This window comes from Streptomyces sp. NPDC051211, assembly GCF_040689505.1.
Lineage (GTDB): Bacteria > Actinomycetota > Actinomycetes > Streptomycetales > Streptomycetaceae > Streptomyces.
On record NZ_JBFBAV010000038.1, the window covers coordinates 33,482 to 48,499 of the forward strand.

General features: G+C 72.8%; 16 protein-coding genes and 1 pseudogene. 8 read left to right on the top strand and 9 right to left on the bottom strand.

All coding sequences use genetic code 11. The features are described from left to right. Positions 1-4 precede the first annotated feature (4 nt). On the bottom strand, positions 5-2,143 hold the full coding sequence (locus AB0447_RS28410) for a SpoIIE family protein phosphatase (protein WP_366479681.1): 2,139 nt from the start codon (positions 2,141-2,143) through the stop codon (positions 5-7). Positions 2,144-2,276: 133 nt separating this feature from the next. Between AB0447_RS28410 and AB0447_RS28415 the strand changes: the two genes are divergently transcribed. Next, on the top strand, positions 2,277-3,374 hold the full coding sequence (locus AB0447_RS28415) for a SigB/SigF/SigG family RNA polymerase sigma factor (protein WP_366479682.1): 1,098 nt from the start codon (positions 2,277-2,279) through the stop codon (positions 3,372-3,374). Here AB0447_RS28415 and AB0447_RS28420 read toward each other — a convergent pair. The 3 genes and pseudogenes from AB0447_RS28420 to AB0447_RS28430 form a co-directional block, all read right to left on the bottom strand. Continuing rightward, a pseudogene (locus AB0447_RS28420) lies at positions 3,271-3,744 on the bottom strand (ATP-binding protein); the annotation flags it as partial. The gene AB0447_RS28415 and the pseudogene AB0447_RS28420 sit on opposite strands and share 104 nt — an antisense overlap. Beyond that, positions 3,741-4,157, bottom strand: a complete 417-nt coding sequence (locus tag AB0447_RS28425) for an STAS domain-containing protein (protein ID WP_366479683.1) — start codon at positions 4,155-4,157, stop codon at positions 3,741-3,743. The gene AB0447_RS28425 and the pseudogene AB0447_RS28420, both read right to left, overlap by 4 nt. An 18-nt stretch (positions 4,158-4,175) precedes the next feature. Beyond that, complete coding sequence (locus tag AB0447_RS28430) at positions 4,176-4,526, bottom strand: PRC-barrel domain-containing protein (protein WP_366479684.1); 351 nt, start codon at positions 4,524-4,526, stop codon at positions 4,176-4,178. A 256-nt stretch (positions 4,527-4,782) separates the two neighbouring features. On the opposite strand from AB0447_RS28430, the gene AB0447_RS28435 reads away from it, so the two are divergent. The 5 genes from AB0447_RS28435 to AB0447_RS28455 all read left to right on the top strand — a co-directional run bounded on the left by AB0447_RS28435 (position 4,783) and on the right by AB0447_RS28455 (position 8,578). After that, complete coding sequence (locus AB0447_RS28435) at positions 4,783-6,123, top strand: aspartate aminotransferase family protein (RefSeq protein ID WP_366479685.1); 1,341 nt, start codon at positions 4,783-4,785, stop codon at positions 6,121-6,123. 236 nt (positions 6,124-6,359) lie between these two features. After that, complete coding sequence (gene pucL / locus AB0447_RS28440) at positions 6,360-7,277, top strand: factor-independent urate hydroxylase (RefSeq protein ID WP_366479686.1); 918 nt, start codon at positions 6,360-6,362, stop codon at positions 7,275-7,277. A 277-nt stretch (positions 7,278-7,554) separates the two neighbouring features. Beyond that, positions 7,555-7,803, top strand: coding sequence for a hypothetical protein (locus AB0447_RS28445; RefSeq protein ID WP_366479687.1), 249 nt, complete (start codon positions 7,555-7,557; stop codon positions 7,801-7,803). Positions 7,804-7,967: 164 nt separating this feature from the next. Further along, a complete protein-coding gene (locus tag AB0447_RS28450) occupies positions 7,968-8,321 on the top strand; it encodes a hypothetical protein (protein WP_366479688.1) in 354 nt (117 codons plus the stop codon). A gap of 59 nt (positions 8,322-8,380) precedes the next feature. Then, entirely contained in the window at positions 8,381-8,578 is a 198-nt protein-coding gene (locus tag AB0447_RS28455) for a hypothetical protein (RefSeq protein WP_366479689.1), read from the top strand. A 56-nt stretch (positions 8,579-8,634) separates the two neighbouring features. Here the strand turns inward: AB0447_RS28455 and AB0447_RS28460 are convergent, their stop codons facing one another. From AB0447_RS28460 to AB0447_RS28480, 5 genes are all read right to left on the bottom strand, one after another. Beyond that, positions 8,635-9,480 carry an ABC transporter permease gene (locus AB0447_RS28460; protein WP_366479709.1) on the bottom strand — a complete coding sequence of 282 codons (846 nt, stop codon included), beginning with the start codon at positions 9,478-9,480 and terminating at the stop codon, positions 8,635-8,637. Between the two features lie 2 nt (positions 9,481-9,482). Beyond that, positions 9,483-10,436, bottom strand: coding sequence for an ATP-binding cassette domain-containing protein (locus tag AB0447_RS28465; RefSeq protein ID WP_366479710.1), 954 nt, complete (start codon positions 10,434-10,436; stop codon positions 9,483-9,485). Beyond that, positions 10,433-10,831: a hypothetical protein gene (locus tag AB0447_RS28470; protein WP_366479690.1), complete on the bottom strand. Its 399-nt coding sequence runs from the start codon at positions 10,829-10,831 to the stop codon at positions 10,433-10,435. Before AB0447_RS28470 ends, AB0447_RS28465 begins: the two co-directional genes overlap by 4 nt. Before the next feature lie 74 nt (positions 10,832-10,905). Then, on the bottom strand, positions 10,906-11,310 hold the full coding sequence (locus AB0447_RS28475; protein WP_366479691.1) for a RidA family protein: 405 nt from the start codon (positions 11,308-11,310) through the stop codon (positions 10,906-10,908). A gap of 86 nt (positions 11,311-11,396) precedes the next feature. Further along, a complete protein-coding gene (locus tag AB0447_RS28480) occupies positions 11,397-11,870 on the bottom strand; it encodes an Rrf2 family transcriptional regulator (RefSeq protein WP_366479711.1) in 474 nt (157 codons plus the stop codon). 137 nt (positions 11,871-12,007) lie between these two features. Here AB0447_RS28480 and AB0447_RS28485 point away from each other — a divergent pair, with 137 nt between their 5' ends. Continuing rightward, positions 12,008-12,835 (top strand): hypothetical protein, encoded by an 828-nt coding sequence (locus tag AB0447_RS28485; protein ID WP_366479692.1) that lies wholly within the window; start codon positions 12,008-12,010, stop codon positions 12,833-12,835. A 61-nt stretch (positions 12,836-12,896) separates the two neighbouring features. Further along, positions 12,897-14,906 (top strand): FUSC family protein, encoded by a 2,010-nt coding sequence (locus AB0447_RS28490; RefSeq protein WP_366479693.1) that lies wholly within the window; start codon positions 12,897-12,899, stop codon positions 14,904-14,906. Positions 14,907-15,018: the final 112 nt, after the last annotated feature.

The window sequence follows — 15,018 nt, forward strand, 5'->3', positions numbered from 1 at the left end:
CCGATCAGGCCGGGCTCACCCGGACGACCACCAGGCTCGTGTCGTCGTCCGTGTCCCCCGTCACCGCGCCCAGCAGCGCATCCGCCCGGCTCTCCGCCGAGCCCCCCGTCAGCCCTTCCGCCGTGCCCCGCAGCGCGGCCAGGCTCTCGTCCATCCCCACGTGCCGGCGTTCCACGAGGCCGTCCGTGTACAGGAGCAGCACGTCCCCCGCCGCCAGCCGGGTCGCCGATTCCACGTACTCCGCGCCCGGCAGCGCACCCAGCAGGATGTTGTGCGGGGCCTGGAGGAAGCGGGCACGGCCCTCGCGGAGCAGCAGGAGCGGAAGGTGCCCGGCGGTGGCCCAGCGCAGCGAGCCTTCCGCCGGGTCGAACAGGGCGCAGACCGCCGTCGCCGTCGGCCGGCCGCGCGCCTGCAGCGTGACCTCGTTCAGCCAGGCCATCAGCCTCCCGGGGCCGGCCCCGGTGACCGCCAGCCCGCGCAGCGCGTTCCGCAGGGCCACCATGCTCGTGGCCGCGTCGAGGCCGTGTCCGGCGATGTCGCCCACCGCCAGCAGCGCCCGGCCGTCCCGCAGGGCGATGACGTCGTACCAGTCGCCGCCGACCCGGTAGTCATGGGCCGCCGGCCGGTAGCGGGCCGCGATCTCCAGCCCCGGCGCCTCCGCCAGCACGGTCACCGCCGGGACGATCACCTCCTGCAGCTGCCGTACGAAGCGGGTCCGCTGGAAGGCGTCCTGCTGGGCCGCCGACAGCGCCACCTCGCTGCGGTGCAGCGCCGAGACGTCCTGGTAGATGCCGGTCAGCCCGGTCAGCGCGGACCCGGTCAGCAGCGGTTCCGCCGCGATCCGCACGTACCGGACCCCGTCGTCGGTCCGTACCGTACGCACCACCGCCCGGCCGCCCTCGTGCCGCTCCACCAGCCGGAAGACCAGCTCCTGCAGCCGGTCCAGGTCCTCGGGGTCCAGCCGCGGGCCGAGCCGCGCCAGCGGGATGGCCGGCCGGTCCGGGTCCACCCCGAACAGCCGGTACGCCTCCGCGCTCCACCGGGTCGCCCCGCTGACCAGGTCCTCCCGGAAGTGGGCGACCCGGTCCAGCCGCCCCAGCACCCGGGCGAGGGCGTCCTCGCCGTGCGCCTCGGTGCTCCACAGCACCGCCGCCCGCCCGCTGCCCCGCCCCAGCGGCAGCACCCGTACGTCGTCCATGTCCTCCAGCCGCCCCAGGTACTGCGCGCCCTTCCGCTCCGCGGCCGCCTCCAGCCACGGCCAGGCGTACGGGAAGACCTCCGCGGCCGTCCGCCCGGCCGGGGCGTGCACCGCGCCCAGTGCGGTCCGCGCCGGCCCGTTCAGGAAGGACACCACCCCGTCGGCCTCCACCAGCGCCGCCGGCCGGTCGAACAGGTCCAGCAGGGCCGACTCGGGCACGGGCGCGCGCACCCCGGCCCGGGGGTCCGGGTTCTCCAGCAGCACCCCGCACGGCTCGCACAGGAGCTGCGCCGTCCACCGCGTGCGGTAGTCGGGCACGGTCCCCGCCGCCCACACCGCGAGCGCCACCCCGACCACACCGCCGTGCCGGCGCAGCGGCAGCACGGCCCGCAGGCTCCCCGGCCCGCCCGGGCCGCCGGGCAGCCAGTCGTCCACGCCCCACCAGGGCTGCCCGTCCCAGAGCACCCGGTGCAAGGTGGTGTCTGGCGGCACCCACTGCCAGTGCACCTTCTCCTGGGCGCCCGCCCCGGCCGTCCCGGCCAGCTCCAGGCAGTCGGTGTCCGTCCGCCGCCACAGGTAGAGCGCCTGTACGCCGATCCGCCGCATCCCGCCGGCCAGCAGGGTCTCGGCGGCTTCGCCCGCGGAGTCGGCGGACAGCACCTCCGCCGTTCGGCGCAGGATCCGCCGGGCTTCCGCGGGCGGCTCGGCGATCAGCTCGCCGGCGGCGGCGTTGACGATGTCGGCCGCCAGGTCCGCGGCTCCGAGGCCGGTGGAGACGGCGAGGTCCAGCAGGTGGTCGGCGGCCACGGCCGGGGTCACTCCCAGCTGGTCGACCAGCACACCGGTGGCCAGGTCGAGCAGCTTGCGACGCGCCCGGTCGGAATGCAGACCGGCGACCTCGGCGGTCAGCCCGGCCACCGCGGCGGCCAGGGTCTCATCGGCCATGACGGGCGGCTGCCCGGGATACTGGACGGGTATGCGGTGAGTTGCGGGGGTATATCCAAAAGAGCAGCTCACGACGGCCTCGCCGCGCGCGTCCGCGTGGTGCGACCCACTGCCGCCGGAGGAGCGATCGCACATGGACCGAATGGACGGCACCTCCCGAACCCAGTCCCGGCCCCGGACCCGGACAAAGACCGAGTCCCGGGCCCAGACCTCGTCCCGGGCCCGGGCCCGCTCCGCGCCCCGGACCGGGGGTGTTGCGGGGCTCCCGGAGATCCCCGAGGAGCCATTGCGGGCGACCACGGCGGAGGCCAGGACCCTCTCGGTGGCCCTGTTCCGCCGGCTGAACGAGCTGGAGGAGGGCAGCGCGGAGTACTCGTACGTCCGCAATACGCTCGTTGAGCTCAACCTCAGCCTGGTGAAATACGCCGCCCGGCGGTTCCGCAACCGCAGCGAGCCGGTCGAGGACATCATCCAGGTCGGCACGATCGGCCTGATCAAGGCCATCAACCGGTTCGATCCGGAGCGCGGGGTGGAGTTCACCACCTTCGCCATGCCCACCGTGACCGGCGAGATCAAACGTTTCTTCCGGGACACCAGCTGGGCCGTGAAGGTCCCCCGCCACCTCCAGGAACTCCGCATCGACACCGCCAAGGCCTACGACGCGCTGGAGCAGAGCCTGGGGCGCGGTCCCAGCGACGCCGAGCTCGCCGAGCGGCTCGGGGTGCCGGAGGAGGAGCTCGCCGAGGGCCGCAAGGCCGCCCACGCGTACTCGGCCCGCTCACTGGACGCCCCGGTGCAGGAGGACGGTGACGCGTACGCCACCACCGCGGGCCTGGGCGAGGAGGAAGGGGCCTACGACCGCATCGAGTGCGTGGAGTCCCTCAAGCCCCTCCTCGCGGAGCTGCCCGAGCGCGAGCGCACGCTGCTGTCGCTGCGCTTCGGCGGGGAACTGACCCAGTCCGAGATCGGCGATCTGCTGGGTCTGTCCCAGATGCACGTGTCCCGGCTGCTCACCCGGACGCTGGCGCGGCTCCGTACCGGTCTGCTCGCTGATCCGGAACCGGTGGACACGGCACCTCCACCCACACCGTCTTGCCGCCCTGACCGTCCGCCGACGGCGTCGAGCCCCAGCTCCGTGCGAGCCGCTCCAGCACGATCAGACCGTGCCCTCCCGGAACGGCCGGGTCGCCGCCAAGGCGGCGCCGCGGCGGCTCGGGACTCCCGTCGCTGACCTCTATCCGCAGCCGCTCGGGGGTGTGGCGGAGGACCAGTTCCCTGGGGCCACCGGCGTGCATGCAGGCGTTGGTCACCACTTCGGAGACCATCAGCAGCACGTCCTCCGCGGCCTCCTCGCGCTCTTCCCGCTCGTCGTAACCGTCACGGGTGGGTTCTGCGGCCGCGTCCCCGTGACCGATCCACTGCCAGTCGGCGAGCGCCCGCCGGGTGAAGTCCCGGCAGCGGGTCACCACCCCGGTGAGGGGGCCGCCGAGGACGATCCGGCGCGTCTGCTCCCGGGCGTTGCCCCGGAGGGTGTCCCGGGCGTCGTCCCGGACACCGTTCCTCCCGGCCTCGCCGGTACCGACATCGGCACCGTCAGTCATCGTGCGTCACCCCTGCCCCCGTCGTCACCGTCTTCGCCGTGGTCACCGCCGTGTGCGTACGCGGCCGCCAGGTCCGGGTGGACGGTGAAGACCCCGTCCGCCCCGGTGATCCGGAACATCCGCGCCACCGGCTGCCGGAGCCCGGCGAGTTCCAGGGCGCCCCCGGAGTCCTCGGCGGCCTGCCGTGCCCGCAGCAGGATGTTCAGGCCGGTCGAATCGCAGAAGCGGAGCCGGGCGCAGTCCACCACCAGCCGACGCGGCGGCTGCCCGGCCGGGGCCGCCGCCTCGCCGACGAGCTGCGCGAGGGCCTCGCGCAGCGGGGCGGCCGTGTCGTGGTCGAGTTCTCCGGCCAGCGCCAGGACGGTTCCCCCGTCCTGGGCGGCCGTCGCCTCGACCGAGAAGTGTGCTGACATCGCCCGGGCCTCCCCCGCTCACATGTGCCGATTGGCGTAATACTTCTCGATGAGCTGGATGAAGGCCACATCGTCCTCGTGCTGCCCGCTCTCGAAGTCCGGGCTGGCCTTGATCTGCTCCTTGGTCGCGGCCAGGTGGACCGTCTCGCTCTCCAGGTCCACGTCCCGCACCAGTCCGGCCGGGACCAGCACGTGCCGGCCCAGGATCCACGGCCCGGTGTCGACCACGATGTACGAGCGGCCCGCATCCGCGGAATGCTTGTCGATCTTGCCGATGTGCCCGTCCGAAGCCTCGACGCGGAACCCTGCGAGATCCGCACCGGCGACATGGCCGCTGCTCTTCGCGTAGCCCCACATTTCGCTACCCACGACAGCCTCCAGCGCCGATTCCGTCACCCCTCGCCCTGTCGGTTCGCGCCTACCCGGGTCCTGCAACCCCAATCCCCCCAGGCTTCCCGATCGCCCCGCCGCTGCAAACTTCCGATCTCCGGAAACCGGATGATCACGGCGGCCACCCCCTCCTGCGGGCCTCGGCGGCCGGGAGCATCGGCCGGGCGGAATCCAACCTGACGGATCGCGCGGCTCATCACCGGGCGTCCACATCCCGGACGCCTATTCTCGATGTATGAACGCAGATGTCGAGGCCGTCAGAACGGCAGACCGGAAGCACGTTTTCCACTCCTGGTCCGCGCAGGAGCTCATCGCCCCGCTCCCCGTGGCCGGGGCCGAGGGCTCGTACTTCTGGGACTACGAGGGCAACCGCTACCTGGACTTCAGCAGCGCCCTCGTCTACACGAACATCGGCTACCAGCACCCGAAGGTCGTCGCCGCGATCCAGGAGCAGGCGGCGAAGATGTGCACCCTTGCGCCCGGGTTCGCCGTGGACGTGCGCTCCGAGGCCGCACGCCTGATCGCCGAGCGCACCCCCGGCGACCTCGACAAGATCTTCTTCACCAACGGCGGTGCCGAGGCCGTGGAGAACGCGGTACGGATGGCCCGGCTGCACACCGGCCGCCCCAAGGTGCTGAGCACCTACCGCTCGTACCACGGCGCCACCACCGGCGCGATCAACCTGACCGGCGACTCCCGGCGCTTCGGCAACGACTCCGCCACCGCCGGGGTCGTGCACTTCTGGGGCCCGTTCCTCTACCGCTCGCCCTTCCACGCCACCACCGAGGCCGAAGAGTGCGAGCGCGCCCTGCGGCACCTGGAAGACACCATCGTCTTCGAGGGCCCGCAGTCCATCGCCGCGGTCATCCTGGAGACCGTGGTCGGCGCGGCCGGCGTGCTGCCGCCCCCGCCGGGCTACCTCCCGGGCGTCCGCGAGCTCTGCGACCGCTACGGAATCGTCTTCGTCCTCGACGAGGTCATGGTCGGCTTCGGCCGGACCGGCAAGTGGTTCGCCGCCGAGCACTGGGACGTCACCCCCGACCTGATCACCTTCGCCAAGGGCGTCAACAGCGGCTATGTCCCGCTGGGCGGTGTGGCGATCTCCGCCGCGATCGCCGAGACCTTCGCCCGCCGCCCTTACCCGGGCGGACTCACCTACTCCGGGCACCCGCTGGCCTGCGCCGCCTCCGTGGCCACCATCAACGCCATGGCCGAGGAGGGCATCGTGGAGCAGTCCGCCCGGACCGGCGCGGAGCTGCTGGGCCCGGGCCTGCGGGAGCTGGCCGAGCGCCACCCGTCCGTCGGCGAGGTCCGGGGCCTGGGCACCTTCTGGGCGCTGGAACTCGTACGGGATCCCAAGGCCCGGGAGCCGCTGGTCCCGTACGCCGCCTCCGGCGCCGACAGCGCGCCGATGGCCGAGTTCGCCGCGGCCTGCAAGAAGGGCGGCCTGTGGCCGCTGACGGCCGGCAACCGCATCCACATCGCGCCCGCCTGCAACGTCTCGGCGGCGGACGCGGCCAAGGGGCTGGAGATCCTCGACGGGGCGCTGGCCGTCGCGGACGCGCACATGGCATGACATGAACCGGTGGATCGTCCAGTCCGCGGGTGCTCGTTCTCGGAGGTTTCGGCCCGGTCCCAACGGGACGCAAACATGCTGCAATCCGGAGCAGCACCTACGGACCGGGATGCACGTCAGTCCCGGGGCGGTCCTCCGGGGCCGAACGGCGGGGGGCGGGCTGCGGGCCCGCCGGACGCCGGGCGTACGGGATCCAGTCGTCGTCCGGACTCCGTGTACCCGAAGGAAGTCAGCGCATGAGCAAGCACGTCCTGGCCCAGAACCAGTACGGCAAGGCCGAGAACCGCATCGTCACGGTCACCCGCAAGGGCAGTGACGGCTCCTGGCACGAGATCCGTGACCTGAACGTCTCCGTCGCGCTCCGCGGCGAGTTCCGCGACGTCCACCTGACCGGTGACAACAGCAACTGCCTGCCGACCGACACCACCAAGAACACGGTGTACGCGTTCGGCAAGGAGCACGGCATCGCCTCCCCGGAGGCCTTCGGCATCCTGCTCGCCAAGCACTTCGTCTCCTCCCAGACCCCGATCCGCGAGGCCCAGATCCGGATCGAGGAGTACGCCTGGGAGCGGATCCCGGTCCCGAGCCGCAAGGAGCAGCACTCCTTCGTCCGCAAGGGCCAGGAGGTGCGCACCGCGCAGATCACCTACAGCGAGACCACCGGCCTGCAGGTCATCTCCGGTCTGAAGGACCTGACCGTGATGAACTCGACCAACTCCGAGTTCCACGGCTACATCAAGGACAAGTACACGACGCTGAAGGAAGCGTACGACCGCATCCTGGCCACCAAGGTCACCGCGCGGTGGGCGCACTCGGCACTGGCCGCGGACGACGCCTCGTACGACTGGGACCGGTCGTACAAGAAGGTCCGCAAGCACATGCTGGAGGCCTTCTCCGAGACGTACTCGTACTCGCTCCAGCAGACCCTGAACCAGATGGCCGAGCGGGTGCTGGACAACTGCGCGAAGGTCAACGAGGTCCGGCTGAACCTCCCCAACAAGCACCACTTCCTCGTGGACCTGGAGCCCTTCGGCCTCAAGAACGACAACGAGGTCTACTTCGCCGCGGACCGCATGTACGGCCTGATCGAGGGCACCGTCCACCGTGACGGGGTCCAGCCGGTGATCGCGACCAGCGACTGGATCGTCGCCTAGGCGTTCCCGCCCGGGCCGTCGGGCCGTTCTGCCTCCCCGCAGGGCCCGCCCGGTCGCAGGTTCCACCGCCCCGCACGCCCGCCGATTCCGGTGGGCGTGCGGGGTTTCGCGTCCGGTTCTCCTCGCTCGCGCTCCGGGCAAGCCGGTGGGCGAGTTTCGGCCTGGTCTCCGGAGTTCTTGCCGAACGCCTGCTGGTGGCGGCGCCCGCGCCCGGCGAAGCTGTCAAGGGGGCGGTGCAGCCTCCTGGTTGAGACGTTCGGACGGCGGGGGGCCGGGGATGGCGCAGACGGCGATCCGGGAGTGGCGGGGCTGGACGGGGGCGGCTCCGTTCTGGCTGAACGCGGTGCTGCTGGCCCTGACCCCGCTCACCGACGGCCCCCTCCCGGCACAACTCGCCGTCATCACGGCCCTGGCCGCACTGGGCGGCCTGTTCCGCCAACTCCGGTCCGGCGACTACGGCCATCCCGCCGTGCACCTCGCCGCCGCCCTGATGGGCGCGGCGGCGGTGGCCTTGGCGACGGTCTGATCAGTCCCCCGGACCGCTCGATTCGGAAATCCCGGGCCGAGCGCCGCCGCCCCGGCCCTGGACCCCGCCGGGCGTATCGGCCGAGGGGGTGAGTTGATCCTCCGGCCGGGGGCTTCTGCGCGTCCGGCGGGGAGCCCGTCGGCGTGTCGGGGCACATGGCTCGCATGAGCGGGACGCGGTGTGCGCTGACGAGGGCCCTGACGGGGGCCTGTGTGGTGCTGCTCGCCCTTTTCGCCCCCGGTGCGGCATGGGCCTCCTCCGGTGCGGCGGATCCGCGTCCCGCCTCCTCCGCCCCCGCCGAGCCCTCGGCCCCGGCCGAGGGGCAGTCGGATCCCGCGCTGGATCCGGAACTGCGGGCTGCGGTACGCGGGGCCGCGCGCGGAACGGTGCCGGTCCGGCGGCCGCCGGTGCCGGCCGCACGGTGGTCCGTGGCACCGACCGCGCGCGGCGTCTCGTACGAGCTGCAGGAGCCGGGCAGGTCCCGGTGGGCGGTCCGGAGCGTGGTGCTGAGGTGCTGACCGTGCCGAGCGGCAGGCAGTAACCCCCCACACCCCCATCGACACCCCGAGGTGCCGTCATGCCCATCGACCCGTACGCAGCTCTGAACGCCATGATTCGCGCCGAGGCGGCCCGCTTCACCCCGCCCCCGCCGAAGGCGGCCGACCCGGAACTCCCCGTGGAGGCCGAGGCCCCGGCCGGCCCGGACGCTCCACGCCCCGGTCGCAGCCGGCCCCTGTCCCGCGTCACCGAAGCCGCGTCCTCGCCGGCCGACTGAGGAACGCCGGTTCCCGGAACGTACGGGCCCGGGGCCGGAACCGGCCCCGGGGCCGGTCATTTCCGGTTGTAGAGCCGCATGGTGATCGGACCGAACACGAGCACCAGCAGCCCCGCCCACCCCAGTGACCACGCGATCTCGGTGCTGGGCCACTCCCCCGCCATGAGCCCGCGGATGGCGGCGGTGAGGTGGGTGACGGGGTTGTTGTTGACGAAGGCCTGGAGCCAGCCCGGCATGGTCCGCGGGTCGACGAACACGTTGCTGAGGAAGGTCAGCGGGAAGAGCACCATCATGCTGACGCCCATCACCGACTTCTCGCTCCGCAGCAGCAGTCCGAACATGGTCCACACCCAGGAGAACGCGAAGGAGAAGACGATCAGGAGGGCGACTCCGGCGAGCACTCCGGGTACTCCGCCGGCCGGCCGGAAGCCGAGGACCAGGCCGACGGCGAGCATGACGGCCGAGGCGACGGTGTAGCGGAGCATGTCGCCCAGGAGGTAGCCGACCATGGTGGACGGCCGCCAGATGGGCAGGGTGCGGAAGCGGTCGAAGACGCCCTTCTCGATGTCCGTGTTGACGGAGACCCCGGTGTACATCGTGATCATCACGATCGACATGACGAGGATGCCGGGCAGCAGGGTCTGGATGTACGTCCGCGGTGAGCCCGCGAGCGCGCCCCCGAAGAGGTACGTGTACATCAGCACCATCATGATCGGGAACGCGGTGACGTCGAAGAGCTGCTCCGGCACGTGTTTGATCTTCAGTACGGCCCGCCAGCCGAAGGTCAGCGAGGTCGCCAGCGCGCTCGGCCGGGGCGGCCGCTGTACGCCGACGAGCAGGGCGGCGAGTTCGTCGGCCCGGGGCGCGACGAACTCCAGCTCCTTCTGTTCGCTGGTGGTCAGGCTCACGCCGGCCCCCTCTCGGTCAGCGCCAGGAAGACCTCGTCCAGGCTCGGCTGTCCCAGCGCGAAGTTGTCGACGACGATCCCGGCCTGCGTGAGCAGGGTCAGCGCGTCCGCGGCCTGCTCGGCCCGGTCGACGCGGGCGGTGAGGGCCACCGGGTCCGGTTCGGGCTGGACCGCCTCCCCGTCCCCGAGTACGCCGGCCAGCAGGCGTACGGCTTCGGGGCGTTGGGCCGGGTCGCGGAGCCGGACGTGGACGCTGCCGGAGCCGACGGAGGCCTTGAGTTCGCCTTTGGTGCCTTCGGCGATGACCTTGCCGTGGTCGATGACGGCGATCCGGGCGGCCAGGTGGTCCGCCTCGTCCAGGTACTGGGTGGTCAGCAGCACGGTGGTGCCCTGGGCGACGACGGCGCGCACGATGTCCCAGACCTGGTTGCGGCTGCGCGGGTCGAGGCCGGTGGTGGGTTCGTCGAGGAAGAGCAGGTCGGGGGTGTTGAGGATGGAGGCGGCGATGTCGATGCGGCGGCGCATGCCGCCGGAGTAGCTCTTGACCTGGCGGCCGGCGGCCTCGGTGAGCCCGAACGCCTCCAGCAGCTGCGCGGCCCGGTCGCGGGCGGCGGGCCGGGTGTGGCCGAGCAGCCGGGCCAGCAGCACCAGGTTCTCGGTCCCCGTCAGGTCCTCGTCGACGGAGGCGTACTGCCCGGTGAGGCTGACCCGGCTGCGGACGGCGTCCGCCTCGCGGACGACGTCCATGCCGAAGACGCGGGCCTCGCCGCCGTCCGGCCGGAGCAGGGTGGCGAGGACCTTCACGGTGGTGGTCTTGCCGGCCCCGTTGGGTCCGAGCATGCCGTAGACGGTTCCTTCGGGCACGGCGAGGTCCACCCCGTCAACGGCCCGGTTGTCGCCGAACACCTTGACGAGGCCGGCGGTTTCGATCGCGTACGCCGTGGTGCTCAGTCCTCGCGGGTGTAATAGCGGTAGAAGGCGATGGCCGCGACGACCGCGCCGACGGCCAGGGCGATGCCGGTGGAGCGGAGCACGCTCTCCTCGGCGAGGCTGTAGAGGTAGCCGATGGCGATACCGGCGAAGGCGCCCCACGCGACGGCGCGGGCCTCGCGCGGCAGGCCGGGGCCGATCCGGGCGAGGGCGAACATGCAGGCCGCGAAGAGCGCGCCGCACAGGATGCCGTAGAAGACGTTGCCCGCGTCGACGGGCCCCATCTGCCGCTTCATGAAGGCCGCGTAGATCCCGTAGACCAGGCCCCACATCAGGGGCCGGGTGTAGGCGCTCCGGCTGAGGTGGTGCATGTCCTCGCTGTGCCGCCGGCGGGCGGTGGGTGCCGCATGTGCCATGGCAGGGCTCCTTCCGTCTCCCCCCATCCATCCAGGGCACACCCGCCGCCGCGCAGCGGCAAGTGGATCAAAGGTCAGGCGGCGGGGGCCCGGACGGCGACGGCGTCCATCTCGAAGAGCATTCCGGGCAGGGCGAGGGAGGCGACGCCGATGAGGGTCTGCGCGGGCAGTTCCGTGCCCCAGGTGGCGTGCAGGTGCTTCAGCAGGATCTCCAGCTTCGCCAGGTCGTGGTCGACGACGTACGTGCCGATGCGGACCACGTCGGAGGGACCGAGGCCGGCCGCGGCGAGGGCGGTGTGCAGGTTGGCGAAGGTCCGCTCGACCTGTGCGGCGAAGTCCTCGGAGACGACCTGGCCGGTCTCGTCGGAGCCGTACTGGCCGGCTATGAAGACCTGCTCGCCGGGGGCGGAGACGATGTGGCTGTAGCCGAAGGCGGTGGGGTTGTGGAGGCCTGCCGGGTTGGTGATGCTGCGGGTCATTCCAAGCTCCTCAGGTGTGTCCGTGTCCGTGTCCGTTGTGCGTCGTGCGTCGTGCATCGCGCGTCGTGCGTTGTGCGTCGGCCGGTTCAGGAGGCGGCGAGCCAGGCGCGGAGCCGTTCCGGGGCCTCGGGGGCCTGGCTCTCCGCCTGCTGCCGGATCTCGTCGAGGGTCCGGGCAGCGAGTTCGCGGCGCCAGGCCAGTTCGGCCCGGGTCATGGCGTGGGCGATGGCGCAGGCGGAGGTGTACGCGGCGGCCGGGCCCCCGCCGGGGCCCTGCTGCCGGATCTCGGCGCAGCGGAACGCCTCGTCCGGGCCCTCCACCGCGGTGACCACGTCCATGAGCGAGATGCGGTCCAGCGGGCGGGCGAGCCGGAAGCCTCCCTTCGGGCCGGGCGTGGAGGTGACGATGCCCGCCCGGGCCAGCGCCTGCAGCTGCTTGTTGAGGTAGGCCGCGGGCAGGTCGTGCCACGCGGCCAGGCGGGCCGCGGAGACGGCCCGGTCCGGCCCGCTCCAGGCCAGGTTGATGCAGCTGTGCAGCGCCCACTCGACGCCCTCGCTCATCTTCATAATCTGGATATTAGATGTCCAGATTATGAAGGGCAAGGACCTCACGGGTCAGCACCTCCGGGGTACTGGGCACACCCGCACGCAGCAACACCGCTGGCGCCCCGCGCCCAACCTGGCTTTCCCTGGTTGACGTGCGGACCTTCCTCTCGGCGGCCCTCGTCGCGCTCCTGGTACTCCTGGTGCCGCTGAGCGCCGTCGCGTACTGGGCCGACCGGGAGCTGGGCGATGTCGACCGCTACACCGCCGCGATGTCCCCGCTCGCCGAGAACCCGGCCGTCCAGGAGGTCGTGGTCACCCAGGCCGGCCGGGCGATCGCCGACGAGATCGACGTCGGGCCCTTCCAGGGCGGGGTGGAGAGCCTGCTGGACGAGGCCATGCGGTCCTTCGCCGGCACCGCCGCCTACCGGACGGCCTGGGACGCGGCCAACCGTGCCGCTCACGGCGCCTTCCTGAGGGCGCTGACCACCGGGCAGGGCAACGCCGTCACCTTCGACGTGGCCCCGGTCATCGCCCAGGTCAAGGGAGAACTCGTCGCCGACGGGGTGCCGTTCGCCGACCGGATTCCCGTCACCCACACCGAGATCAAGGTCATGGAGTACGACAATCTCGGCGCGCTCCGGAGGGTCTTCCGCATGCTCCAAATCGCCGGCGTCTGGCTTCCCGTCCTGACCGTGGCCGTCGCCGTCGCGGCGGTCGCGGTCGCGGCCCGCCGGCGGCGGGCGCTGGTGGCGGCCGGACTCGGCGTGGCCGCCGGGGCGGTCCTGCTGTGGGCCGCCGTACTCGTCTGCCGCCGGATCGCCCTGCGCGATCTGCCCTCCGACGTCGACCGCCAGGCCGCCGAGGCGGTGTACGACGCCCTCACCGCATTCCTCCGCACCACCGTGTGGATCGTCCTGGCCATCGGACTCGCCGCAGCCTTCGGCGGCTGGCTGGCGGGCCGTCTGCGCCGCACCCCATAAGCTCGGAACACGGCATAACGTCACAGAAGAACCGATTCGCGAGCGGCGGCACGGAAGCGGCATGAGCACGGAACAGATACCGGCCGGCGAGCAGGCCGGGAAGCGGGCCGGCCGGGCCCGGCACCATCCGCTCGCCCCGCCCGAATGGCTGCTGCGCGGCCTGCGGCCGAGCAGCGCCCCCGTCCCGTGGGCGGCCGTCGCCCGGGCCGCCATCGCGCTGGCCGCACCGCTGGCCGTCGGGTTCGCCGTGGAAGAGCCCGAGTACGGCGCCCTGGTCTCGATGGGCGCCCTGGCCGGGGTCATCGGCGACACCGCCGACGCCTACCGGATGCGCATCCTGAACATCGCCGTGCCGCAGCTGTTCGGCGCGGCCGGGGTCGCCCTCGGCACCCTCGTCTACGGCCAGGGCTGGCTCGCCGTCGGAGCGCTCACCCTGGTCGCCCTGGTCTCCGGGATGATCTCCTCGATCGGTACGGTCGCCTCCGTCTCGGGGCTGCTGCTCCTGCTCAACGCCGTGGTCGGCGCGGGGCTCGCGATGCCCGAGCCGTGGTGGACCGCGCCGCTGCTGCTCACCGCGGGCGGCCTGTTCGTCCTCCTCCTCACCCTGCTCGGCTGGCCGCTGCGCGGCCGGCTGCCGGAACGCACCGCGGTCGCGGCCACCTACCGGTCGCTCGCCGATCTGCTGGATGCGGCGGGCGGGCCGGCGTACGAGGAACAGCGGCACGCCGTCACCCAGGCCCTCAACCAGGCCTACGACCTGGTCCTGGGCCGGCGCGCCCGGGTGCACGGCCGGAACCCCCCGCTGGTACGGATGCTGGCGCAGCTCAACGCGGTCATTCCACTGGTCGAGGCCGCCCCCGCGGTGCACCTGCGCGGCCGTCCGCTGCCGCCGGAGATCCCCGCTGCGGTCCGGCAGCTCGCCGACGCCGTCGAGGCGGGCCGCACCGAGCCGCTCGTCCTGGACCTGCCCGCGCCGCCGGAAGGAGTGCAGTCCGCCCGGGCGATCGACGCGGCCCTGCGGCACGCGGCCGGCATCGTGCACGAGCAGGACCCCGACCGGTACAACGTCGACGACCGGCTGGGCCGCCCGGCCGCCCTGCGCATCCGCGTCCGCAGGACCGCCCGCACCGCACTGCTGTCGGGCGCCTCCTGGCGCTACGGCCTGCGGCTGGCCCTGTGCATCGGCCTCGCCCAGGTGCTGGTGTCCGTCATCGAGGTGGAGCGCTCGTACTGGGTGGCGCTGACCGTCACCTTCGTCCTCAAGCCGGACTTCGGCTCGGTGTTCTCCCGGGCGGTGCTGCGGGCACTGGGCACGGCCGGCGGGCTGGTCATCGCGGCCGCCGTGCTCGCCGAGGTGCCTCGCGGCTGGTGGGACGTGCCCGTGATGGCGGCGCTGGCCGCGCTCATCCCCGCCTTCTCCGTGAAGGGCTACGCCTTCCAGACGGCCGCGATCACGCCCGTCATCCTGCTCCTCTCCGACCTGCTGAACCACTCGGGCTTCGACCTGATCCGGCCGAGGCTGCTGGACAGCCTGATCGGCTGCGCGATCGTGCTGATCGCCGGCTACCTGCTGTGGCCCGAGAGCTGGCACACCCGGATCGGCGACCGGCTGGCGGACGCGGTGGACGACGCCGCCGCGTACGTGGAACGGGCCTTCGCGCCGGTCGACTCCGACGCGGCCCTGCGCGCCGCCCGCACGGCGCGGGTGCAGGCCCGCCGCCGCATCTACCGGGACCTGTCGGACGTCCGCAGCGAGTTCCAGCGCGCCCTGACCGAACCCCCGCCGACCGGGGAGCGGGCGGCGGCCTGGTGGCCGCTGGTGGTGGCGGTGGAGCGGATCGTGGACGCGACGACGGCGGCCCGGGTCCGCGTCAACCACGGGGCGCAGCCGCCCGCCGCGGCCGAGGTTGCGGACATCACGGCCCAGCTCCACACCCTGGCCGACTCGGTCCGCCACCACCCCACCCCACCCACGCCCCACCCCACCCCTCCCCCACCCGGATCCACCGTCCTCACCCCCCTCCACCAAGAACTCAACGCCGCCCGCTCCATCACCACCCAACCCCCCTGACCCACCCCCACCGACGCCCGAGCCCACTCCGGCCCCGCCGGCGTTTGAGGCGCGGGGGCCCTGGGGCGGAGCCCCCGCAACAGCGCCTAGCGGCGCCTGAGGCATACCCAGC

Coding starts and splice junctions, on each gene's coding strand:
- AB0447_RS28490 (WP_366479693.1), top strand. CDS start 12,897: ATGAGCACGGAACAGATACCGGCCGGCGAGCAGGCCGGGAAGCGGGCC.
- AB0447_RS28410 (WP_366479681.1), bottom strand. CDS start 2,143: ATGGCCGATGAGACCCTGGCCGCCGCGGTGGCCGGGCTGACCGCCGAG.
- AB0447_RS28435 (WP_366479685.1), top strand. CDS start 4,783: ATGAACGCAGATGTCGAGGCCGTCAGAACGGCAGACCGGAAGCACGTT.
- AB0447_RS28415 (WP_366479682.1), top strand. CDS start 2,277: ATGGACCGAATGGACGGCACCTCCCGAACCCAGTCCCGGCCCCGGACC.
- AB0447_RS28455 (WP_366479689.1), top strand. CDS start 8,381: ATGCCCATCGACCCGTACGCAGCTCTGAACGCCATGATTCGCGCCGAG.
- AB0447_RS28425 (WP_366479683.1), bottom strand. CDS start 4,157: ATGTCAGCACACTTCTCGGTCGAGGCGACGGCCGCCCAGGACGGGGGA.
- AB0447_RS28470 (WP_366479690.1), bottom strand. CDS start 10,831: ATGGCACATGCGGCACCCACCGCCCGCCGGCGGCACAGCGAGGACATG.
- AB0447_RS28480 (WP_366479711.1), bottom strand. CDS start 11,870: ATGAGCGAGGGCGTCGAGTGGGCGCTGCACAGCTGCATCAACCTGGCC.
- pucL (WP_366479686.1), top strand. CDS start 6,360: ATGAGCAAGCACGTCCTGGCCCAGAACCAGTACGGCAAGGCCGAGAAC.
- AB0447_RS28445 (WP_366479687.1), top strand. CDS start 7,555: ATGGCGCAGACGGCGATCCGGGAGTGGCGGGGCTGGACGGGGGCGGCT.
- AB0447_RS28475 (WP_366479691.1), bottom strand. CDS start 11,310: ATGACCCGCAGCATCACCAACCCGGCAGGCCTCCACAACCCCACCGCC.
- AB0447_RS28450 (WP_366479688.1), top strand. CDS start 7,968: ATGAGCGGGACGCGGTGTGCGCTGACGAGGGCCCTGACGGGGGCCTGT.